Raw genomic sequence first — 23274 nt, forward strand, 5'->3', positions numbered from 1 at the left:
GTATTAAAATAATTTAGGTTGTCCATTGTCCTGTCCATCACCATCTGAAGAGGAGTCCGAAGTTGATGAATCGTCTTCTTCTTGTGGGGAAAGGTCATTGACTTCTAGAAGTTTTATGCTTCCTTCCTCTAGCTTATTCCCCTGTGCTCTCCATCCTTTGACATCGATGAAATCAGTTAAATCTGTTGTTTTTTCAGTTTTGCTACTGTCTAGATAGCGAATTTCTGGTTGATTGAATTCCGAGAGAACAAATAACTTCGAACTTCGGTGGTCGGATATAAATTTGAATCGCTGACTCGTTGTCGTAGTTTCAATCTGAAACCGCTTAACCATTGTCCATTTTTTTTCTCCCTCATAATAGACTACATTCCAAATGGTATCGGGCTCGAACCGCTTAACCAATTGTATTTTGTCGACGGGAAGACGGAGGTTGGGATCGAAGTCTAAAATTTCGTAACTACCTTCTTTGTAAAATAGGATAAGTTGATTGTCTCCTTCAAATTTTCCAATAAATTGACCCCGATCTTCGGTGTTTAACTGACCTGTTGCCGTGTCCATAGATATTTTAAGTGCATCGAGAGTGGATCCTCCAGTTTCCTTAAATTCTATTTTACGGATACCGTATTTGGTCAGTATATTTCCCATGGAATTTCGGCCCTTAATATCCAATTCTCCGAAATCGAAATCGAAGACTTTGTTTCTCGCTCTTGCAGACGAAGAGAGGGTAACCTTAATAATTTCAGACTCTCCATTGGGTTGGGCTGAAAAATACAATACTTTGGATCCTTTGCTGCCTTTGGTCAAGTCGTATTCTCGATCTCTGGTTATGGCCTTAACATGAAATCTTTTGATACGAGAGCGTCCACTTTCCCCATCGTAATAAACCATATGGTAGGTGGTTCGTTCATCGCCTTTGTACCATACATCGGCATAGAGGATGTTTTTACCTACAAAAACTTTTTCGTCGATTTTGGTCACCATAAATTTGCCATCCTCTCGGAATACAATGATGTCGTCGATGTCTGAGCAGTCGCGAATAAATTCATCTTTTTTCAGGCCATAGCCAATAAATCCTTCCTTGTAATTGACATATAATTTGGAATTGTTGGCTACTACTTGTTGTACCTCTATGTCGGCGAAGGTCGTGATTTGGGTTTTTCGCGGATAGTCCTTCCCGTATTTCTGTAACAAGTGATTGAAGTAGTCAATACAGTACTCTACGAGGTGTTTTAAATGATGACGAACCTTGGCCAATTCATCTTTTAAATTTTGGATGGCTTCATCGGCCTTAAATTTATTGAATTTTGAGATCTTTTTTATCCGAATCTCTGTCAATCTTAAGATGTCGTCTTCTATAAATGGACGAGCTAATCTCAATCTGTCGTCATTGGGGCCTGCTTCTTCATCGGGATCCATGATATAGCGCCTCATTTCCACATCGATGATACGAAGGACTTCTTCCCAAGTTTCGGCTTCTTCGATTTCGTGATATACTCTATTTTCAATAAATATTTTTTCTAGAGAAGAAAAATGGAGTTTGTCCAATAAATCTCTTTCCTCAATTTTAAGTTCGGCACGGATAAGGGCTTTGGTATGAGCAGTAGATCGTCTTAGAATTTCTTTGACATCGAGAAATAATGGTTTATTGTCTACGATCACACAGGCATTGGGCGATATAGACACTTCGCAATTCGAGAAGGCGTAAAGTGCTTCTATGGTCAATTCCGGAGAGGTGCCCGAGGTTAGATCAATGACGATTTCTACATCTTTGGCTGTGTTGTCAGTGATTTTTTTAATATTGATAAGGCCTTTGTCATTGGCTTTCAATATGCTATCTATAAGACTACCTGTAGTGGTAGTAAAGGGAATTTCACGGATGGCCAAAGTGGTTTTATCTACCTTCTCGATCTTGGCTCTGACTTTAATTTTGCCTCCTCGCAGTCCAGATTGATAATCGGATACATCTAACAGGCCTCCGGTTTGAAAATCCGGATATAGTTCAAAGTCTTTTTCTTGGAGAACTTTAATCGATGCCTTGATCAATTCACAAAAATTATGAGGCATAATCTTTGTCGATAATCCTACTGCAATTCCTTCTACTCCTTGGGTGAGGAGAAGGGGAAATTTAATAGGCAGTTGAATGGGTTCCTTTTTTCGACCATCATAACTCAATTGCCATTCGGTAATATCTTTATTAAAAGCAACCTCTAAGGCAAATTTAGACAACCTCGCTTCAATATATCTCGCCGCTGATGCACTGTCTCCGGTCTCAATATTTCCCCAGTTTCCCTGTTTGTCTATTAATAAATCTCGTTGGCCCAGTTTGACTAAGGCATCGCCGATGGCTGCATCACCATGAGGGTGAAACTGCATGGTTTGTCCAATAATATTGGCAACCTTGTGAAAACGTCCATCGTTGATCTCGTTCATCGAATGCAGAATTCTGCGCTGAACAGGCTTCAATCCATCATCGATGGTAGGGATGGCTCTTTCGAGAATCACATAGGAAGCATAGTCTAAGAAATAGTTTTTGTACATTCCATCCAAAGCGATTACTGTTGACTTATTCTGCTTCTGTTCTTCCATCTTTGTATAATTTGCTGTATATCAATAATTATTACATGGTTTTGTAATGTAATAAAGCGCAAAAATACAACTAGTTTTTAGAATTCCTATATGAGATTATTGATCTTCTGTTTTGATCCCTCAACGATGGATGTAAGATGGGGCTATGAATTGGGATTAGTGGATAGTGTTGAATTATTTATAGAGGATTTTTTTTATCTCATTTACTCAGATTATGTAGAGGTATTTTTTCATTAGGCCAGGAAATTTTTTAAATTAATTTTTTGTCCCAATAGATAATTTCATCTATCGCCATTTCCTCTATCTCTATTTCAACTATTTTCATGAGACATTTTAATATGATTGATATTTTGTCTAAGGCTAACCCAAGGAATTAATAAATCGTGTATTTCTCATTATTTTTAATTGGGATGCTTTTTTTATGTTCTATTTTACGTTAACCGTTCTTGATTGCACACAGGGAGTTTCCATGTATCGGGAAATTGAAGAAGTTTAATCGTTTTAAAAAAGATTTTATTTTATCAATATGTGTTAAAAATATTTAAATATGAAATCTTGAATTTAAAGTGAAATAGGAGTAAGTGTAATGGTGGTTTTTTCTGATGTGTTGAATATCAGCGTCCTGTATGGTTATTGTTATTGCCCTAAAATCGGGCTTTAATTAACAATACAGTATAGGTGGATTACCTAAATTAAAGCTTAAAATTTATAATGAAGGCACTGATTTTAAAGCCTTTTAAAGTGTTAAGGCAGCAAAGAAAATAGGTCGAACGTTTAATTAGTATTATTTTGGTTGGAAATACCTAGCCAGACAATGGATGTAACATTGACATTGGATCATGATGAAAAGTCGATCATAGAAGCCTGCATAAACCGTGAAAAATGGGCGCAGAAGATCGTATATGAGACTCATTACAGTAAGATGATGGGTGTGTGTATGCGCTATGCTAAGACTGAAGATGAGGCATTGGATATATTACACGATGGGTTTATTAAGGTATTTCGGTATATTAAAAAATATCAAACAGGGACTTCGCTGTACAGCTGGATTAGAAGGATAATGGTAAATACGGCCATTGATCATTATAGGAAGATGTCAAAACGTCGAACTGAGGATCTCGATCAGGCGTTTGGGGTGGAAGGTAAAGAGCCCGATGCCGTGGAAAAGGTAACCGAAAAAGAAATTTTAAGTGCCATCCAAACATTGACACCAACTTATAGAGCGGTATTTAACTTATATGTGATCGACGGATTTTCTCATCGAGAAATTGCAGAGCAACTCGATATATCAGAGAGTACGTCTAGATCCAATTTGGTGAAAGCAAGGTCAAAGTTAAAGAAGATATTAGTACACCTAAGAACTGAGTGAATTGATAGAGCGATTGGACAACATTATTAAAAAGAAAATGGAGCACTATGCTTCTCCCCGTCCATCGGATTGGGCTGTTTTCTACCCCTTACTCGAGGTGGAGTTGTCTGCGCTACCATCAGATGAAGATTTTGACGCTTCTTTTCACGATTCACTCGATCAATTAAATATTCCAAGTGCTGCCGCTGGGTGGGATATATTCGAATCTAGACTCGATGATCTCAACGATGAATTAGATTTTGATTTCGACATGGAAATCAAGGATCAGTTCGATAGAATGGATTTTTCTTTGAAAGAAGAACACTGGCAGTTGATGTCGGAGAGGCTGGATGCGCTCAATAATCGAGCTGGTATTCTCTTGATGAAAATTTTGGAAGTAGCTGCAGTATTGCTTATCATTTCTCAGCTTTCTGGCCTGTATACCACAGTGATTAGTAATATCGATTCTCATCAATTAGCTCAGCAAGATAAGTTGGATTCTGAATACGAAGACGAATTAACCTACGATTTAGAGACAGATCGGGTGAAGGCAGAATCGTTAAACAGAGAGGTTGTTGAAGATTCTCAATTAAAACAGAGTGTTGGCATTGCCAATGATAGTGGAGAAGGGGGATTGGCCATTACCGATGACATGATCAAGTCCTATGAAAATATGGTTAATCAACTCAAGGCTCAATCGGTAAATCCACTACCAGGATCTGATATCTTGCCGCCTAGATTGGATGGAGGAATTGATGAAGAAGCGGAGAATGAAGAATATGTAGCAAAGATATCTACTCCCCAGCATTATATTCAAAACACCCAAGCGAGCAATCGGTTGGTTGATGGTTTGCCTGCATTGAGTAGTAAAAATATATCCAATATTCAGTTGCCAGTCGATAGCTTTCTGTCCACTGTGTCTACGGTTCAAATCATTAGACCAAAATTGCAGAGTAGTTTAAGTGCTGGTGTGTTGGCCGATGTATCCAAAATCGATATTAAGGATCGATATGGTCCAAGATCGTTTGAAGAGCTCGTTATTAGTCCTGGAGCTTTTATGAGGTATAAAATGGAGTATGGTAAGGTCTTTGGTGCCTTGGGAGCTGATTACACTACGGTAAAATATACCGGAGCATCAAGTGAAAATGAAATTACTATGGTTTCTCTACCTGTTGAGTTGGGGTATAATATCGTGAATTTGCCAGAGTTTAGATTGTATGTAAGTGGGGGTGTGGCAGGACGATTTGTACCTGTAGCTAAGTATAGTCCAGAAACTTTTGATCAAAAATCGGATTATTCCAATTTGATGAGAACAGATAGTGGAGGGGATGGTACCGATATTGGAGGTTTACTTAACAATGGTCCGTTTGAGTTCAATTCGTATTTGTCAGGTCGGGTCAATGTTGGAATGGAAGTGAACGTCAATGAAAAATGGAGTGTAGGTCTTCGAGTTACTCACGATGCATGGTTAAAAGGAAAGGGAATTGGCTTCAATTTTGATACTTTTAAATCGAGTCATATTGCCTTGGGGGTAAGCACGTATTTTTAGAATGGTGTAAGTCAACTTTAGCTGTTGGCACAATGCAGATGTCCTGTTTGTATTGAATATTCCAATTTTTCTTTATTATTTCAACATTGATTGGGTTATGGTCAAACCAAGAGTTGTGGTTTGGCGGTGGCTAAGGCGCAGTGGCTATCCCACCCGAGCCCAGTGGTCTCGGTTCCTTCACCAAAGGTCGATTTACGACCTTTGGTTGCCCTAAAGGGCAACTACGTTCAGTCATCCTGAAGGGATGATTTGTTATCGTGGGTTTACAATCCACGGTATTGGATATTAATCAACATTGATTTGGCGGACTTTTTGCATGGTCAATCTTCTGACACGAAGAGATCATATATTTTCATATTTTGTAATGATAGATTAAGATAAATTGGGCAAAAAATGTGACAAATCCATGCTCATCGAAATCCTGATCTGAGCAATCATTTAAACTGAGTAAATAGGTGATGACTATTCGTTAGTGTTTAAAGAAAAACCCTGCAAGGAGGAAATAATAATATTAAGTAAAATCCCGTCGTATTTTGTTGAAATCACGCCGGCTCTTATGGTTTCACTTCTATCTATGCTATTTTGTCATTGCTGAATATGGGAGTGATCTTTATTGCGATCAAACTGTAGTTCAGAAAAAATCAATTTTAATTAGTAATTTTTTCTCCTTCAATCAAAGATTCAACCGTCTTGCTAAGTAAATTTTTGTTGCCGTAAATTGGATCTAAATCGACAATTTCAACCTTTCTAAACTGAATCGGATGGCTCTCGCTTTGAAGTGAAATACTTCCACCAGTAAGTAATTTCCCTTCTTGCATTACACCTTCCATTACAGGCGCTACATTTCCACCTCCCATTTGGGGACTGGTGTATTCCAAAACTATATCGCCTTCTATAATGTGCTGAATCAATGAATCCTTGAGTACCAAAAACGAAGCTCTTACCCATTGGTCTCCGTGGTAGGTCTTTGATGAAGAATTTACACAATGGGGGGTGAATAATTCACCTTTCATTACTACATTGGTGCCAGGAGTACATAAATTTGATGTGGTCCTGTCGTCCTGTCCATTGCCGCCCAAAATTTGTCCTTCAATGCTAATGGGGAAATCTTGTTCTAAGGTCATGGTTTTGGGGTCTTGTCCATGTAACATAGCTCCGCTATTTCTATAGGCCCATCCTGGTCCGTCATGGATTTGCTCTCCTATAAATCGATATTCAACGGCTAGAAAATAGGCGGAAAAAGGCTTTTCATAAAAGAGGTGACCAAACTGTTGATCAAAATTTTCGTAGTTGTCGTAATTGACAGTAATACAGCCATCTACTACAGAAAATGTTTCGCCATTATTATCCCCTAATTCATGACCTGAAATTTTAGGTGTCCATCCGGTCAAGTCCTTACCGTTAAACAGTTGCTGCCATTCTATTTCGTATGCTTCTTCAGTCTCCATTTTTTTCTCATTTTGACAATTGAATGACAAGGCTGAGGCAATGAGGATGAAGAATAAATATTTCGCTTTCATGATTTTAATTTTTAGATTAGGGAAGATAAAAAAAATTAATTGACTTGGTAATAGATTTAGCGTAGATAATTGGGATAGCCCCCTTTCATGGCCGACCTAGTTTAGTATGATGTTCTATTGATCTAGGATTCTGACATGACTGTAATATGTTCTGTTATGAAATTTCTTCATTGCCTCTTCTGTCATATGGTTACTGGCCGATTAATTTATTTTTTATCCAATCAATAAAGTCAAAATAGTGTTGAATTTGCAATTCATATTTATCGGATTCAATACTGTCTAATTTTGGTTTTAATTTTTCAAAATACAAGGCCTTGTTTGGCTTGCTTTTTCTGTGCGGATCAAATTTTAAGAGATTGAAAATTATTTTTTCTAGTTTAAATTTGAAGTTTGATTTCCTCGCTGCGCGCATATAGTTACGTTGGGCATATTCGATATATGTTAAGTCGTTTAATTCGTAGTGGTTAATAATGTTCAATAGGTGGACGGTCTTGTACTGAATCAGAGCAAACCTAGGGTGGGCTTCTATTCGGTTGAGGAAGGTGGCAGTTTTTTTCCAATTTTTTAGTTTAAAGTAAGAGATGGAACCGTATAGTAACCATTCAGATTTATGGAAATTTTGGTAGCTAGAGACATTCATTTTCGAGGTTTCTCTATCGTTAAAATACTTAAGGCCAGCTTCAAAATTTCCTTTTTTTAGCAAGATTAATAAACGATAGTTTTGAACGATTTGATGGCACAACTCAATAAAATGTTGGTGTTTTTGATCTTTTCTTATATTGGTTATTTTGGTTAAATAATAATCCATTTCATGGTATTGGCCAAGGGTGTTTAGACTGTCTAATATCCCTTCCAATGTGGTTAAATAGTCGTAGGGTGGGGCTTCTAATAGATGTTGGTGTTGTTCGAAGAGTTGATTCAATTGAGTGAATATCTTAAGGCCAGATTTGTGATCTCCTGAGTGTGTGAAGAAGAAAGATTGAAATAATAAGTGTAGCTTTTGGGATTCAAAACTTTTTTCTTTTCCGCGAGTAATTAAGCTCAATTCACTGAGAATTAAGTCGTTTAGTTTTTTCTGGTTTTGTTTGGATTGTGTTTTTTCGCTGTGGAGTAAGCGGTATTTTAGGAGTTCATATAAGCTGTGATGTTCCTGGATTTGTCTCAGTAGTTGCAGCTTACTTTTACTTTGGGTCTGAAGGTGGTATAATTCGGTATCTGGAACGTTCTCAAATCCTGTATTGCTCAAATAATTGAGTTCCATCCTCATGGTGTAATATTGTATAAGATGGTGCTCGGATTGATGGGCGAGGGACTGCACTTTTTTAAGTTCTTTGTATCCTTCTTCTGGTAGCGAACGCTCAAAGTAAATTTTGGATCGCATTAATCCATAGTACATTTTAAATTGACTGTCGGATTGGCTTTTGTTTTTTATAAGGGCATCCGATATTAATTGTTGTAAATATTGGGCCGTTGTGTCTATGGATTTTTTGGGATGTTTTGATTTAAATTCATTTTGAATTTTGTCTATATCTGATATCGAGTGCTGATTTATGATTTCATATAAATCCAAATAGGCAGATGAAGTTTCAGTTTTCTTACACTGCAATTTGAAACTTCGTTTTTCGCCAGGCGTCAATGTCTGTATGAGTTGGATCAATTCTAGTTTCATGGTTGGGTTATGGAGTTACTAGTGATATCACTTCGGTATTTTTTAGGGGAATACGAATTTCTAATTCAATGTAAAATTGAAATTTTCATATATTTTTTACATAAATTATATAATCGGTGAATATTTATTTATATAAGGTATTGATAAATAAATAATTAAGTATAATTAGTAGTATTTATTCAATTTTATATTTATTAAAAGTAAGAAATTTTTGTAAAATTATTGTGGCTTGATTTTTTAATTTTGACATATCGCATAATTATAAAATATCAAATTGTACTTAATGGATAAAGGCAGAATAATAGTGGTGGGTAGTTCAAATATGGATATGGTGGTTAAGACCAATCACATTCCTGTTCCAGGGGAGACGGTATTAGGTGGTGAATTTTTTATGAATCCTGGAGGTAAGGGGGCCAATCAAGCCGTGGCTGTGGCCAGATTGAATGCTGATGTTGCTTTTGTGTCCAAAATCGGTGACGATATTTTTGGAAAGCAGTCCATGCAATTGTTTGAGGAGGAAGGCATCGATATTCAAGGCATGGTATCTGATGAAAATGGACCTTCTGGTGTGGCTTTGATTACCGTAGACAAAGATGGAGAAAATAGTATAGTTGTGGCTCCAGGAGCCAACGGGAAATTGATGCCGGAAGAAGTGATTCCTACTTTAAATAAAATCGATAATATTTCGATTCTGCTAATGCAATTGGAAATACCGATGAATACGGTGCGAGAGGTTGCTGAATATGGACGTTCTAACAACATTACAGTAGTCGTCAATCCTGCGCCCATGCATGGAGATTTGGCAGAAATGTTGCCCCTCATAGATATTATTACGCCGAATGCCAAGGAGGCAGAAATGTTGGCAGGAATCCCCGTGGTTGATGTTGAGTCAGCTAAAGAAGCTGCATTGCTCATCTATGAGAGCGGTGTAAAGAAGGTCGTTGTGACCATTGGTAGGCATGGTGCTTTGATCGTGGATAATGGAGAAGTCATACATGTCCCTGCTACGGAAGTAGAAACAGTAGATACTACTGCTGCCGGTGATTCTTTTAACGGGGCATTGGTAGTGGGGCTGTCCGAAGGGAAAACTCTATTGGAGGCCGTTCAATTTGCCTGTGCAGCAGCGGCGATTACCGTAACCAGATTGGGTGCTCAATCGGCGATGCCCTATCGCAATGAATTGATTGATAATTTATTAGATATATAAAATCCATAGGCTATGTTTGTAGTAGAAAGTTATTCTTTAGCTGTTTTGTTTTGCATCATTACCATGTTTTGTTGGGGTTCCTGGGCGAATACCCAAAAACTAGTGCAGGGCAAGTGGCGGTTTGAGTTGTTTTACTGGGATTATGTCATCGGTATTTTTGTGTTTTCATTATTGATGGCTCTGACGATGGGAAGTACAGGAGACAGTGGTCGCCCTTTCTTGGAAGATATAGCCCAAGTGGATATGGTCAATATAAGAAATGCCCTCTTTGGAGGAGTGATATTTAACCTCGCCAATATTTTGCTTACTGCGGCCATCGCTGGGGCTGGAATGGCCATCGCTTTCCCCATTGGCATTGGGATAGCTTTGATATTAGGGGTTTTATTTAACTTTTTACTGGCCTCTCAGGGCGATGCATTTTTGTTGTTTGTCGGAGTGTTGTTGGTAGCTTTGGCTATTGTGGTCAATGCTATGGCTTATTCCAAGATGACTCAATCCAGGGGTGGTACCAGTGTCAAATGGATTGTAGTATCTATTGTAGCAGGAGTATTGATGTCGTTATTTTATCCCTTTGTAGCTTCTGGTATGGATTTAAATGATTTTGTGTCGCCAGCGGTGGGGAAGATGACGCCCTATACCGCAGTGGTTGTATTTGCCAGTGGTATCGTATTGAGCAATTTAGTCTTTAATACCTATTTAATCAGACGTCCACTGGAGGGTAGCCCGTTGAAATATTCAGATTATTTTTCGGGTAAAATGAATCTGCATTTAGTCGGCGTATTGGGCGGATCGATCTGGGCATTAGGTAATTTATTTAACCTTATTGCAGCTGGTAAAGCTGGACCGGCTATTTCCTATGGATTGGGGCAAGGGGCTACCTTGGTGGCTGCTCTATGGGGTGTATTGATTTGGAAAGAATTTAAAGGTGGATCCTCGACAGTACAGCGTTATATTGCTATGATGTTTGTCTTTTTTGTTGTGGGCTTGGGATTGATTATTGTGGCGGGAATGTAGGATAGTGGGATGTAATAAGTATTTTTAATGAATAAATTTTGTGTTTATATAGATTAGAACTTGGGTTATGCATAAAATAATCTATTTAATATTATTTGTAAGTCTTGTATTGGGAGGTTATTCTCTGTATTGTAAATCTATGTCAGTATTTTCTTCAGATGAAAGTAATAGAGAGGTTGTTCTGATCTTGGATACTGATATTGATTCTGATGTAGATGATGTGGGGACTTTGGCCATGTTGCATACATTGGCAGATGAGAAAATTGTAAAAATTCTTGGCATTGTGGTTACCAGCGATGATGTCTATGCCGCCCAATGTGTGGATGCTATTAATCACTTCTATAGTCGACCGGATATCCCTATTGGTGTAGAAAAAGACATTGAACTTAGGCATCATTCGAAATATACAAAAGAAATAAGTGAAGAGTTTGATTCCGATTTGGGTGTCGGTCAAAAACTTGAAGATGCGACTCGATTATATCGAAGGTTGCTCACTGAGCAAAAAGATGGGGCGGTGGTCGTGGTAACGGTAGGTCATTTGACTAATTTAAAGAATTTGCTGGAATCAAAGCCCGATGATATAAGTCCTCTTTCGGGGCTGGAATTGGTGGAGAGGAAGGTGAAATTGTGGTCCTGCATGGGAGGAAGATTTCCCGAAGGTAAAGAAGCTAATTTTTATCGTCCCGATCCACAATCTACTGTAGTATGTGTAGAGAATTGGTCTGGCCCTGTTGTTTTTGCGGGTTGGGAAATTGGAAATGATATTATTACCGGTGGAGAATATTTAAAATCGTCATTGCCCATACATCATCCCGTTAGGCGTGGCTATCAATTGTATAATGATTTTCAAGGTCGTCAAAGCTGGGATCAGGCAGCATTGTTGTATGCAGTATTTCCTACCTCGCCCTATTGGTCAATAGAAGATAAAGGTTTGTGTTTGGTGGCAGCTGATGGGAGTAATCGGTGGGAAAAAGGATTAATGCGAAACCATGGTTATTTGATACCCCGCATGCCTGTGGATAAAATATCTCAAAAATTGGACGAGTTAATGGTTGGTGTTTATAAGGCTGATGATAATTAATAAATGAGAAAATTCAAACTATGATAAATTACAAATTTTACTTTTTTTCAATCATGTTGCTAGGATTGTCGGTGGCATGTTCTAGTTATTCGGACACGCCAACTGATGAGAAGGATTCTTCTATTGTCAATCCTAGTCCATCGCCAAAGATTATTTTTGATACCGATATGGGACCAGACTACGATGATGTGGGAGCGATTACCGTACTTCACGCCTTGGCAGCTCAAGGGGAGTGTGAAATATTAGCTACACTTTCGAGTTGTGCTCATCCTTCAATTTCTCCAACTATTGAAGCGTTTAATACTTATTTTGGCCATCCCGATATTCCCGTAGGTTCGCCAGCTGATAATGCACCGAATTTTACCGCAAAAAATGGTTGGAATGATACCATCATTAAGAATTTTTTGCCAGAGGTGAAAACTAATGCCGATTATCCCTCGGCGGTTGAGGTGTATCGAAAGACATTGGCCAGTCAACCCGATGGCAGTGTTACCATTGTTACGGTGGGATTTATATCTAATTTGGCTGAATTACTAAAATCGACGGCTGATGAATATTCAGAATTGAATGGAATGGAATTGGTCAAGCAAAAGGTTAAACATTGGGTAGCCATGGCTGGTACCATTCCTCAAGGTAGAGAATTTAATGTGTATAAACACGCTGAAGCCTCATATGAAGTGTTTCGAGATTGGCCGACACCGGTGTTGTTGAGTGGATTTGAAATAGGAGTGAAAATAAAAACCGGTAGAAAAGTCGCGGAGCAGGGGAGTGCGACAAGTCCAGTACAGTGGGCTTATAACTATAATTTGCAAACCTATATTAAAAAAGAAGAGGACAATAGATCATCTTGGGATCAAACCGCAGTGTTGGTGGCAGTGAGGAATCCTGAAAAATATTTTTATGTCAATGGTCCCGGAAAGATAAAAGTAGATTCAGAAGGGAGTAATGAATGGGATGCCGACGAAAGTGGAAAGTATTTTTTCTTGGTGCATAAATATCCTTATCAGCATATTGCCGATATCATTGATGATTTGATGATGTATGAGCCTAAATAACTAGAAGGCTGGACTGAGTTTGTTATAATTTGAAATAAATGCAGTATTTCATTTATTTTTGAATGCCTTTCAATTCTTTTTTACTCTAAAGGATGTGGTATTAATAGGGATAAACGATTGGATAAATATTTAATTTGAGAAGTAATTGCAGTCCAAATGTCCTCGTATATGTATACATGCCTTGGCGTATGGAGTTGTCATTGGAATTCCATTGGTAATAGGATGCCGAGAGTTGGCTGCTGATTTAGTGTCAATTTTTTAATGAATAATTTAAAGATGAGGGTATTGTTGCTATTTAATTTCTTGGTGTTGGTGCAAGCCTGTTTTGCTAACCAAGTGAATTTTTTAGAGTCATTGCTTGATAGTGACACTATGGATATTCCTCGAATTATTTTTGATACGGATATCGGGTCAGACTGTGATGATGCCGGTGCCTTGGCTGTATTGCATAATTTAGCAAACAAGCAGGAAGCAAAAATTTTAGGCGTTGTCTATAGTTCAAATGCCAATGTGCATGGAAGTACTGCCTGCGCGGAAATTAATAGTTTTTTTGGACGACCGAATTTATTGTTGGGGGAATATCGAGGAAGTGTTGTTATTGGAGATCCACGAGATTCTTACACCGGATATTTGGCCAATATTTATGATAAAGCGAATGGTCTTCATAAAAATGAAAGGCTAGAATTGGTGGTCGCGTATAAGAAAATGCTGGAGAATCAACCGAAGAAAAGTGTGACAATTGTAACTGTAGGTCATCCCGTAGGTTTGTTTTATTTGATGTGCGATCGAGAAGGTAGGAAATTGGTAGAGGAGAAAGTGAAATCTTGGGTGGCTATGACGCACACGGATACAACGCCAAAGAATGATTGGAATTTTGGTAAAAATGGTTCTGATGTTTATATTTCTGGGTTGTTGAAGTTGTGGCCAACCGCCGTTTATTTTTCTGGCGCAGGCCAAGATGTAATAACAGGGAAATCACTGTTGCCCAAAACGTCAATAGTCAACCCGGTGCGACATTCATACGAGTTGTGGGGGAATAATGCTTTAAAAAATGGACGTTCCAGTTGGGATCAAATTGCAGTGCTGTTTGCAATCAGACCTCAATTGTTTGATTTAGAAAATGGAGAATTAAGACAAAATGATGATTTTGAAACTTTTTGGACGGATGCAGATGGAGATGATAAAGTGAGCCGTAATCATTTTAAGGTATTGCCAAAGTTGAAGAATACTGAATTAGCAGAATTAATTGAAGCGTTAATGGTTTTAGAACCAGGTAACTAGAAGGCAGACAATGATTAAAATTAAAGTTTGATTTTCGCTTTTAATTTTAATTATGGAGATGGGAGGGCATGACTTGATTGGATTTGTTAGATGAGAATGGTCTGCGAAATTTATTTTAAGAGGCAGAAGAATGAAATAGCTGGGCTTGGGATATTTTGAATTTGAGGAATTTTGTTGCATTTTTAGTCGTCAATATTAAAATATACTTGATTTAAAATGCATTTTATGAGATTTTGTTGGCTTTTATTATTGTTGTCAATATTTTGGGTGGCGAGTTGTTCGGAATCCAGCGAGGAAAAGGCAGGACATAATGTGGTCTTTGTCTTGGTGGATGATCTGGGCTACAATGACTTGGGGTATATGGGGAGTCAATATTACGAGACGCCTCATATTGATCAACTGGCAAAGTCCGGGATTGTGTTTACTCAAGCTTATGCCAATTCAAGGGTTTGCAGTCCCTCTCGAGTAAGTATTATGACTGGTCAATTTTCCGCTCGAACAGGAGTCACCGACTGGATTGGGGCGAAAAGTGGAGAGAAATGGCGGGAACACAAGCGAATCGATAAATTGCTGCCGGCTGATTATGTACATCAATTGGATGCGGATTTGACGGTATTGCCTGAGGCAATGAAACAGGCTGGCTATAAAACATTTTTTGCGGGTAAATGGCATATGGGAGATGAAGGCTCTTATCCAGAAGACCATGGATTTGATATCAATAAAGGAGGATTTGAAAAAGGCAGTCCAATGGGGGGGTATTTTTCACCTTATAAAAATCCCAAATTGGAAAATGGACCTAAGGGAGAAAATCTTACTATGAGATTGGCTCGTGAAACGGCAGATTTTATTCGAGAAAATAAAGATACTTCTTTTTTTGCCTATTTATCTTTTTACGCCGTCCACGGTCCGATCCAAACGACTCAAGAAAAATGGGCAAAATATAGAGATAAAGCAGTGAAAATGGGTGTGGCTGAAGACGGCTATACCATGGAGCGAGTCCTTCCCTATCGCAGTCATCAAGACAATCCCGTGTATGCCGGCTTGGTAGAATCCATGGATGATGCGGTTGGACTGGTAATGGGTGAGTTGAAAGCTTCTGGGCTAATGGACAATACCATTGTTGTCTTTACTTCTGACAATGGAGGGGTAGTGTCTGGCGACAGTTATTCGACCAATTTAAAGCCACTAAGAGGAGGTAAGGGCTATCAGTGGGAAGGAGGAATTCGCGTGCCCTTGATTATTTATGTCCCTGATGCCGTTGTTCAAAACAAAGTAATCGATACTCCGGTTGTCGGATCTGATTTATATCCCACCATCTTGGATTTAGTGAATGCAGAATTAAAGCCAGATGTGCACAGGGATGGAAAAAGTTTAAAGTCGTTGATCTACGATGGACATTGGGATGAGCGTCCTCTCATTTGGCATTATCCTCATTATGGCAATCAAGGAGGTGAGCCTAGTTCAATTATCCGTAAGGGCGATTGGAAGTTGATCCATTATTATGAGGATGGTCGAAATGAATTGTATTCTATGGCCAATGATTTATTTGAAAACAACGATGTTTCTGCTGAAAATCCAGTCCTAGTGGAAGAGTTATACGATGAGCTGCAATCGTATTTGGCTTCGGTTAAGGCTCGTTATCCAGTTCCAGATCCACTTTTTGATATAGAAGAAAGACGGCTTAGGAATGTCAATATCGAGGAGGTGTTACAACAAAGATTAGAGGATCTGCGCGTCCAGCGGTTGTCGGAAGATTATAGCCCCAATGCGGATTGGTGGGGAAGTGCAGAAGTTGAAGAGTAGTTGTCGTTCTTGAATTGACGTGGATTGGATGAGGATGACTGAATGAAGCTCGAAGAGCCATTGACCGTAAATCGGTCAATGATGAAGATGACCGAACAAAATGCGCAGCATCGTTGATCCTTAATGGATCAATGGCGAGGGAACCGGAGCCACTGGCTCCGGCGTGACTGCAATGTATTCGATAGTTTTTCAGCCACTGTGCTCCGGCGTGACTGCAATGTATTCGATAGTTTTTCAGCCACTGGCTCCGGCGTGGTATTAATTAAAATCTATGACGGAAGACGCAAGGCCCACCCACCCACGACTCGGAGGTCGTGGTTCTCTCATCCAATCGACGTTAAGTCGATTGGGTACTTTGTACTGCATTCGGTCATGCCTCTACAAATTGGCGTGACTGCCCCGTAATTCGATAGGTTTTCAGCCACTGGCTCCGGCTTGGCATGAATAAGTTTTATACTATATCCAGATTTCCACTGTGTTGCGACGAGACTTCATTAAAATATATGACAGGAGACGCAAGGCATTGCGTCTCTACGTGAGGCGTGACTGCAACGTAATTCGATAGGTTTTTAGCCACTGCGCTGCGACGAGATTCCATAAAGTATAAACAAAATGGATTTGGCGGAATTTTTATTTTATTCGACATCTCATATACAGAGAAATCATTTGTTTTAATTTAATGATGTCATACAGGTTGTTTGTTTGTGCAAAAAGTGTGACAAATCCCTATGCATCACCGTTCATGTTATCATTCAATTCACATCAATCTTTGATTTTAATGAAGACGACCACTGCTCCATGTCTGGGTGAACTTATCAAGTATAAGTGTAATGGGTATTAAATATTGTGGTCAAATATTTAGTGAAAATGCCTATGGTTATATGGCCATTCTTATCAAACTCAGGCTATTGGAAATCAGTATTTTTGCTACTGAGTATAAGTTTGGTGTTTTACTTGTTGTGTTGTTGTTAGATTTTTCATTTTGAATTATCGGAAAAATTTAGTATTTTAAATTTGTTAAGCAACTATTAAGGAATGTCAAACGTTTTCTAAATGGAAGTATGGTTAATTGTAGTTCAATTGCGTCCTATTTCGTTTTGACGGTATATAATACCCAATGCATTTATTAATAAGGCGTTTTGATTTTTCTGTAATTAACTTGTATTATTCTGGAAATTTATTTTTCGTTTTCTGTAATTGATTCATGTTTAATAGTGAGAACATGAATGTTGATTTGAACGAAAAATTGTGCTTTATAAACCCTTCGTAGAAACAGTGATGGCCTGTCATCTATAATATTGAGATGCACAGGAGGTGGATCTTGTGAGATGACTAGAGGAGTAGTCGGCAATCGTCAATAGCGTCGAATTGTCCTATGACGTCTTTCTGTAAAATTAATAGGAATAGTTTTTCGCCGACCATCCGTGATAGATTCTAAAGAGTACCCTATGATGATTTGATCTAGGAATAATAGACTCAGTTTTTTCAGTTTTAACCCCTTGTGATTTGTAATACAAACCATCTGTATGGATGTGAAGTCTTGGTGAACAGTTAAGGCACTGTGTTGATATATAGGTGGTTCATTATATCTATCTGACTTATAAAATTAAAGTTATGAAAAAATGGATAACGATTTTAATTATGGTGGTGTTTTTGGTCTATGGAGCCCATGCACAACAGTTGGCATCGGGAACGGTGTTGGACAATCTTGGTGAGCCATTAATAGGCGCCAATATACTGGCCAAGGGTAGTTCTATCGGAACGATAACTGATATTGATGGGCGATTTGAATTTACTGTGCCCGACAATATTGAATTCTTGGTAATTAGTTATACGGGATACGAAGGAATGGAGGTAGCCATTGGAACGGATTTGAAAATAGAGTTGCTCGAAGGGGTAATGTTGCAGGAAGCAGTAGTGACTGCCTTGGGTATATCTAGAGATAGAGCCTCTCTGGGGTATTCGCAGCAGCAAGTCGGTGGTCAGGAGCTCAATAGAGTGCAGACCGGTAATTTTGTCAACAATTTGTCGGGCAAGGTGTCGGGAGTTCAGATTCGGACGAATAACAATTTTGGGGGGTCTACCAATATTGTAATACGGGGAAATTCTTCCTTGACTGGGGAAAATCAACCCCTCTTTGTGGTGGATGGAGTGCCGGTGGACAATTCCAATAGGAATCTAGCTTCTCAGGCAAAAGCCAAAACCGGTTATGATTATGGCAATGCGGCTTCCGATATCAATCCCAGTGATATAGAGACCATGAGTGTGCTCAAGGGGGCTGGAGCTACCGCATTGTATGGATCAAGGGCTGCCAATGGTGTTGTCTTGATTACTACCAAAAAAGGAGCTAAAAATCAAGGTTTGGGGATTTCCGTATCATCATCCTTGACTTTTGGACAAATCGACAAGTCAACTTTTCTAGAATATCAAAATAAATATGGTGCCGGTTATGGACCAGATTATGGTAGTACGGGTTATTTTGAAGACATCGATGTCAATAAGGACGGTGTATTGGATTTGGTGGTACCAGTTTATGATGATGCCAGTTATGGAGGAAAATTTGATCCCAATCTAAATGTCTATCAATGGGAGTCTTTTATTCCCGAATCACCTTTGTTTGGCCAGGCCTATCCTTATTTGGCGGCAAAAACAACTCCCGTCGATTTCTTTGAGACAGAAACCACAACATCTAATAATATATCCCTTACTGGGGGAAATGATGCCGGAGCATTTCGACTATCATATACTCATTACAATACCAATGGTATATTGCCGAATAGTGAATTGGAAAAACATACAGTGAGTTTCAATTCTTCCTATGATTTGGGGAATAAATTAACGGCGGCATTTAACGGTACATTTTCCAAGCAAGATGCACTCGGACGAAATTCTACCGGATACAGTGACAATCTTATGTCGCAGTTTAGACAGTGGTGGCAAGTCAATGTAGATGTAGATGCACTGGAAAGATATTATCATTTGACCGGACGAAATGTGACTTGGAATTCAGGTGCCCCATGGGATGGAGATTTTGCTCCACTGTATTGGGATAATCCCTATTGGACTAGATTTGAAAATTTTCAAACCGATGAGAGAAATCGGTTGATTGGATCGGTGAGTTTAACCTATGATGTTACAGATAAGATCAATATTATGGGACGATTCGGTATGGATAATTACGATGACTTAAGAGAGGAACGACGAGCTGTAGGGTCAACAGCTGCTGAATTTGGGGTCGAGCCCGATGGTATCAACCGAGAAGAAGTTCAAAGTGGATATCAGCGATATACCCTGTCTTATTTGGAGACCAATTTTGATTTAATAGGTACTTATGAAACCGACTTAAGTACGGATTTTTCATTAAAAACTTTGTTGGGATTAAATATTAGAAAATCTACTGATGATCGCACGAGGGCATCTACGGCTGGTGGTTTAGTAGTACCGCATTTATATGCCTTGAGCAATTCACTGAATCCAAGCCCACTGCCAGAAGAAACCTTGAATGAAAAGCAAGTCAATGGTTACTATGCGTCAGTGTCATTGGGATATAAGGATTTCCTATTTCTCGATTTGACAGATCGGGTAGACATTTCATCTACTTTGCCTGTGGACAATAACACGTATAATTATTTTTCTATTTCATCGGGATTTGTATTCTCGCGATTGCTGCGTTTGGATTTCTTGAATTTTAGCAAATTGCGAGCCAGTTATGGTGAAGTGGGTAATGATGCACCTGCGCGAAGTATATTAGATACCTATCGCAAAAGCTCCAATTTTGGTACATCGTCTATTTTTTCACTGCCAGATACCAAGAACAATGCCGACTTGAAGCCTGAGCGGACAAAATCATTGGAATTTGGTCTGGAAATGGGGTTTTTAGACAATCGTTTGGGTTTTGACTTTTCGTGGTACAAAAACAATACCGTCGATCAAATACTGCCTGTAGCTACGTCGAAGACCACAGGTTATACTTATAAGTTTGTAAATGCAGGAGAGGTAGAAAATAAGGGGATCGAATTGATTTTGAATTTTAATGTCATTCGTTCTAAAGCCTTTAACTGGCATTCCAATATCAACTTTACCAAAAACGACAGTAAGGTGTTGTCCTTGTTCGAAGGAGTGGATAATTTGGAGTTAGAAAGCTATCAAGGGGGTATTTCCATTAATGCTACCATCGGTCAGCCTTATGGGACGATTCGAGGAACTGGATATAAATTGCTAGATGGTCAAAGAGTGGTCAATAGCAACGGTTATTATATTGCCGAGGCAGATCAAGTCATCGGAAATATGAATCCAGACTGGATTGCTGGATGGTCAAATGCCTTTAGCTATAAGAATTTGTCATTGAACTTTTTAATTGATGTATCTCAGGGTGGAGATATTTATTCCTTGGATTTGCACTATGGCCAAGGGACGGGCTTACCGTATTATACTGCGGGCTTGAATGATTTGGGGAATCCCATTCGTGATCCTGTGGTAGAAGGTCAACCAGAAATTAGCGGTGGGATAATCTTTAAGGGCGTTAAGGAAGACGGTTCCGTCAATGATATTAGAGTGCCCGCTACCGAAACAGTAGAAGCTTATTACTGGGGGAATTCAGAAAGAAATCCTGGTCAAATGACGGTTTACGATGCTTCCTATGTGAAGTTGAGAGAGTTGGGTATCTCTTACGATTTGCCCGTGAGTAAAATTTCTAAGTATATAAGAGGAGCGACCATCTCATTGGTTGGGCGGAACTTGTGGATCATCGATAAAAATATTTTGTTTGCCGATCCCGAAACTGGATTGGGTGCTGGAAATGCACAGGGGTATTCTGCAGGGGCTTATCCTACAGTGAGATCTATGGGTTTGAGTTTGAAATTAGATTTATAAAATAATCATATTATTATGAAAAATTATATTTTGTTTTTATTGTTGATTGGGTTTCTGGCATGCTCAACGGATAACTTTGAAGATTTGAACACCGATAAGAAAAATCCGAGTACCATTCCCGCAAATCCACTATTTACAAATGCAGCGGTGAATTTGGTGACTCAGATGTCGGAGTGCGAAGTCAATTACAATGTATTTAGGCTTTATGCTCAATATTGGTCACAGACTACTTATCCAGATGAAAGTCAGTACAATATGGTGACTAGAAATATCCCGGATAAAACCTTTGAAGTATTGTATGCCAATGTGTTGGTGGATTTGCAAGAGTGTGAGAAATTATTAAATCAAGAGGAGGTTGTGTTGTCTGGTGACGAAGAAGTAAGAGAAAATAAAATCGGCATTATTGGTATTTTGGAAGTATTTACCTATGCTACTCTAGTAGATATATTTGGTGATGTACCTTATTCGGAAGCCTTACAAGAAGATATTATTCAGCCTAAATACGATAAAGGTGAAGATATTTATACCGGTATTTTATTGGAGTTGGATGAATCCATTGCCAAGTTGAAAACGAATTTTACCTCTTTTGGAAGTGAAGATCCTATTTATGGAGGAGATGTAGAAAAATGGCTTGCATTGGCTTATTCCTTGAAATTGAAATTGGGAATGAGATTGGCTGACATGGACAGCGACAGGGCTAAGGCAATTGTGGAGTCTGCCTATGACAAGGTGTTTACAGATCCTTCCCAGAGTGCTTTAATGCAGTATTATTCAGCTTCCCCCAATACCAATCCACTGTATGAAAATTTGGTTCTCAGTGGTCGAAATGATTTTTTGCCAGCCAATACCATTGTAGATATTATGAACGATTTAAATGATCCGAGAAGAGCTCTCTATTATGATGTCAAATCAGGTACCGATGAGTTTGTCGGTGGAGTATATGGCGAAGTAAATGCATATTCGCTATACAGTCATTTGGCGTCGGTATTTTTGCAGCCAACGCTTCCCGGTAATTTATTGGATTATACTGAAGTCCAGTTTTTACTGGCTGAGGCTGCAGCTCGGGGTTACAATGTTGGAGGTACAGCTAGTGAATACTACAATGAAGGGATAAAGGCGTCTATTTTGTTTTGGGGTGGAAGCCAAGAACAGGTAGATGATTACTTGGCGCAAACTAATGTGGCCTATGAGACTGCTGAAGGGGATTGGCGACAGAAAATAGCGGTGCAAAAATGGATATCTTTATTCAATAATGGATTTGAGGGGTGGACAACATGGCGGATATTCGATTATCCCATATTCAATCCTCCATCGGGATTAACCATTGATGATATTCCTAAGCGGATGATCTTCCCAGTAGAAGAAGCGACCTTAAACGGACCCAATGTCAAGGAAGCCGCCACTCGTTATAACAATGACAATTATAGAGCGACGGTTTTTTGGGACATGAATTGAAATGGCTTTAATCAAAGTGTCATATAAAACCTCCTCCTGCGTTGGCTGCATGAGGGGGTTTTTTGTTTTAAGGATTTTTTTTCTAATTGAGTAATACGAATTACATTTTATAATGACGGTAAAGATTTTGAGAATATTTGAAGTTTGACGAGGCTAAAAACACAGGCATAGTAGTAGCTACGGCGAGTATTTTAAACGAAGTAAAACTTCAAGTAAATCGAAATATTACCGTCAATTATAAATGTAATTCGTATAATACGTATTACAAACCTAGGATAAATGCTAGACAGATGATATATACGATATTGTCAGAAGGGAGGATGATATTTTTTTTTAAGGTCTTTAGTGCACTGACCATATGATTTTTAACGGTGTTTTTGGATAGGTGTAGTTTTTCTGCAATCATTTTGTTAGAGAGGCCTTCTTCTCTACTCATTCGGAAGATAATTTTTTGTTGAGGTGTTAATTCATCCATTGCTTTTTGGAATTGGATCTCGTATTCCTTTGAAATGAGTTGGTCGTTGTGTTGTAATTGTTTGCCAGCGATATAGGTCCACATGTCTTGTTGCAGTTTTTCATCTTTTACTCGTTTTCTGAAGTGGTCGGCAACTTTATGGCTGGTGATTTGGAAAATAAAGGATTTAATGTTTTTTACTTTCTTTAGGTCCTTTTGGCAAAGAACTAAGAAGACATCTTGGACAATGTCATGAGCTAATTCTTCGGATTTGATATGTTTAAGTGCGAATCCGAATACTTGATGGCTATAGTCATTATATAATTTAGCAACTAAATTATGTTTCATTATATTCTTTGTTGTAGGTATAATATTTTGGC

Annotated in this window: 15 protein-coding genes; 11 read left to right on the forward strand and 4 right to left on the reverse strand. The window is 38.7% G+C overall.

All coding sequences use genetic code 11. The features are described from left to right. Window positions 1-3: 3 nt before the first annotated feature. Window positions 4-2586, reverse strand: coding sequence for a DNA gyrase/topoisomerase IV subunit A (locus LVD51_RS05340; protein WP_236970164.1), 2583 nt, complete (start codon window positions 2584-2586; stop codon window positions 4-6). A 90-nt stretch (window positions 2587-2676) separates the two neighbouring features. On the opposite strand from LVD51_RS05340, the gene LVD51_RS05345 reads away from it, so the two are divergent. The 3 genes from LVD51_RS05345 to LVD51_RS05355 all read left to right on the forward strand — a co-directional run bounded on the left by LVD51_RS05345 (window position 2677) and on the right by LVD51_RS05355 (window position 5483). After that, window positions 2677-2823 (forward strand): hypothetical protein, encoded by a 147-nt coding sequence (locus tag LVD51_RS05345; RefSeq protein ID WP_236970165.1) that lies wholly within the window; start codon window positions 2677-2679, stop codon window positions 2821-2823. A gap of 577 nt (window positions 2824-3400) precedes the next feature. Continuing rightward, complete coding sequence (locus LVD51_RS05350; protein WP_236970166.1) at window positions 3401-3955, forward strand: RNA polymerase sigma factor; 555 nt, start codon at window positions 3401-3403, stop codon at window positions 3953-3955. A 1-nt stretch (window position 3956) separates the two neighbouring features. Then, window positions 3957-5483, forward strand: coding sequence for an outer membrane beta-barrel protein (locus LVD51_RS05355; protein WP_236970167.1), 1527 nt, complete (start codon window positions 3957-3959; stop codon window positions 5481-5483). 647 nt (window positions 5484-6130) lie between these two features. Here the strand turns inward: LVD51_RS05355 and LVD51_RS05360 are convergent. Beyond that, window positions 6131-7003 (reverse strand): 3-keto-disaccharide hydrolase, encoded by an 873-nt coding sequence (locus tag LVD51_RS05360; protein ID WP_236970168.1) that lies wholly within the window; start codon window positions 7001-7003, stop codon window positions 6131-6133. 190 nt (window positions 7004-7193) lie between these two features. Further along, entirely contained in the window at window positions 7194-8672 is a 1479-nt protein-coding gene (locus LVD51_RS05365; RefSeq protein ID WP_236970169.1) for a hypothetical protein, read from the reverse strand. 283 nt (window positions 8673-8955) lie between these two features. On the opposite strand from LVD51_RS05365, the gene rbsK reads away from it, so the two are divergent. The 8 genes from rbsK (at window position 8956) to LVD51_RS05405 (ending at window position 22440) form a co-directional block, all read left to right on the forward strand. Then, window positions 8956-9879 carry a ribokinase gene (gene rbsK, locus LVD51_RS05370; protein WP_236970170.1) on the forward strand — a complete coding sequence of 308 codons (924 nt, stop codon included), beginning with the start codon at window positions 8956-8958 and terminating at the stop codon, window positions 9877-9879. 12 nt (window positions 9880-9891) lie between these two features. After that, window positions 9892-10893 (forward strand): GRP family sugar transporter, encoded by a 1002-nt coding sequence (locus LVD51_RS05375; RefSeq protein WP_236970171.1) that lies wholly within the window; start codon window positions 9892-9894, stop codon window positions 10891-10893. 67 nt (window positions 10894-10960) lie between these two features. Next, on the forward strand, window positions 10961-11974 hold the full coding sequence (locus tag LVD51_RS05380) for a nucleoside hydrolase (RefSeq protein ID WP_236970172.1): 1014 nt from the start codon (window positions 10961-10963) through the stop codon (window positions 11972-11974). 20 nt (window positions 11975-11994) lie between these two features. Continuing rightward, entirely contained in the window at window positions 11995-13029 is a 1035-nt protein-coding gene (locus tag LVD51_RS05385) for a nucleoside hydrolase (protein ID WP_236970173.1), read from the forward strand. Between the two features lie 261 nt (window positions 13030-13290). After that, window positions 13291-14310 (forward strand): nucleoside hydrolase, encoded by a 1020-nt coding sequence (locus LVD51_RS05390; RefSeq protein WP_236970174.1) that lies wholly within the window; start codon window positions 13291-13293, stop codon window positions 14308-14310. Window positions 14311-14535: 225 nt separating this feature from the next. Further along, window positions 14536-16113, forward strand: coding sequence for a sulfatase (locus tag LVD51_RS05395; RefSeq protein ID WP_236970175.1), 1578 nt, complete (start codon window positions 14536-14538; stop codon window positions 16111-16113). 1614 nt (window positions 16114-17727) lie between these two features. Then, window positions 17728-20985: a SusC/RagA family TonB-linked outer membrane protein gene (locus tag LVD51_RS05400; protein ID WP_236970176.1), complete on the forward strand. Its 3258-nt coding sequence runs from the start codon at window positions 17728-17730 to the stop codon at window positions 20983-20985. A 15-nt stretch (window positions 20986-21000) separates the two neighbouring features. Further along, window positions 21001-22440, forward strand: a complete 1440-nt coding sequence (locus LVD51_RS05405; RefSeq protein WP_236970177.1) for a SusD/RagB family nutrient-binding outer membrane lipoprotein — start codon at window positions 21001-21003, stop codon at window positions 22438-22440. A 262-nt stretch (window positions 22441-22702) separates the two neighbouring features. On the opposite strand, the gene LVD51_RS05410 is transcribed toward LVD51_RS05405, so the two are convergent. Further along, window positions 22703-23242 (reverse strand): sigma-70 family RNA polymerase sigma factor, encoded by a 540-nt coding sequence (locus tag LVD51_RS05410; protein ID WP_236970178.1) that lies wholly within the window; start codon window positions 23240-23242, stop codon window positions 22703-22705. Between the last annotated feature and the right edge of the window lie 32 nt (window positions 23243-23274).

Source organism: Membranihabitans marinus (genome assembly GCF_021729155.1).
In the GTDB taxonomy this organism is placed as follows: Bacteria; Bacteroidota; Bacteroidia; order Chitinophagales; family Saprospiraceae; genus Membranihabitans; species Membranihabitans marinus.

Bases quoted from the DNA above. Each gene is read 5' to 3' on its own strand.
- LVD51_RS05390 (WP_236970174.1), top strand. From the start codon at position 13,291: ATGAATAATTTAAAGATGAGGGTATTGTTGCTATTTAATTTCTTGGTG.
- LVD51_RS05395 (WP_236970175.1), top strand. From the start codon at position 14,536: ATGAGATTTTGTTGGCTTTTATTATTGTTGTCAATATTTTGGGTGGCG.
- LVD51_RS05375 (WP_236970171.1), top strand. From the start codon at position 9,892: ATGTTTGTAGTAGAAAGTTATTCTTTAGCTGTTTTGTTTTGCATCATT.
- rbsK (WP_236970170.1), top strand. From the start codon at position 8,956: ATGGATAAAGGCAGAATAATAGTGGTGGGTAGTTCAAATATGGATATG.
- LVD51_RS05350 (WP_236970166.1), top strand. From the start codon at position 3,401: ATGGATGTAACATTGACATTGGATCATGATGAAAAGTCGATCATAGAA.
- LVD51_RS05345 (WP_236970165.1), top strand. From the start codon at position 2,677: ATGAGATTATTGATCTTCTGTTTTGATCCCTCAACGATGGATGTAAGA.
- LVD51_RS05365 (WP_236970169.1), bottom strand. From the start codon at position 8,672: ATGAAACTAGAATTGATCCAACTCATACAGACATTGACGCCTGGCGAA.
- LVD51_RS05385 (WP_236970173.1), top strand. From the start codon at position 11,995: ATGATAAATTACAAATTTTACTTTTTTTCAATCATGTTGCTAGGATTG.
- LVD51_RS05410 (WP_236970178.1), bottom strand. From the start codon at position 23,242: ATGAAACATAATTTAGTTGCTAAATTATATAATGACTATAGCCATCAA.
- LVD51_RS05405 (WP_236970177.1), top strand. From the start codon at position 21,001: ATGAAAAATTATATTTTGTTTTTATTGTTGATTGGGTTTCTGGCATGC.
- LVD51_RS05400 (WP_236970176.1), top strand. From the start codon at position 17,728: ATGAAAAAATGGATAACGATTTTAATTATGGTGGTGTTTTTGGTCTAT.
- LVD51_RS05340 (WP_236970164.1), bottom strand. From the start codon at position 2,586: ATGGAAGAACAGAAGCAGAATAAGTCAACAGTAATCGCTTTGGATGGA.
- LVD51_RS05360 (WP_236970168.1), bottom strand. From the start codon at position 7,003: ATGAAAGCGAAATATTTATTCTTCATCCTCATTGCCTCAGCCTTGTCA.
- LVD51_RS05380 (WP_236970172.1), top strand. From the start codon at position 10,961: ATGCATAAAATAATCTATTTAATATTATTTGTAAGTCTTGTATTGGGA.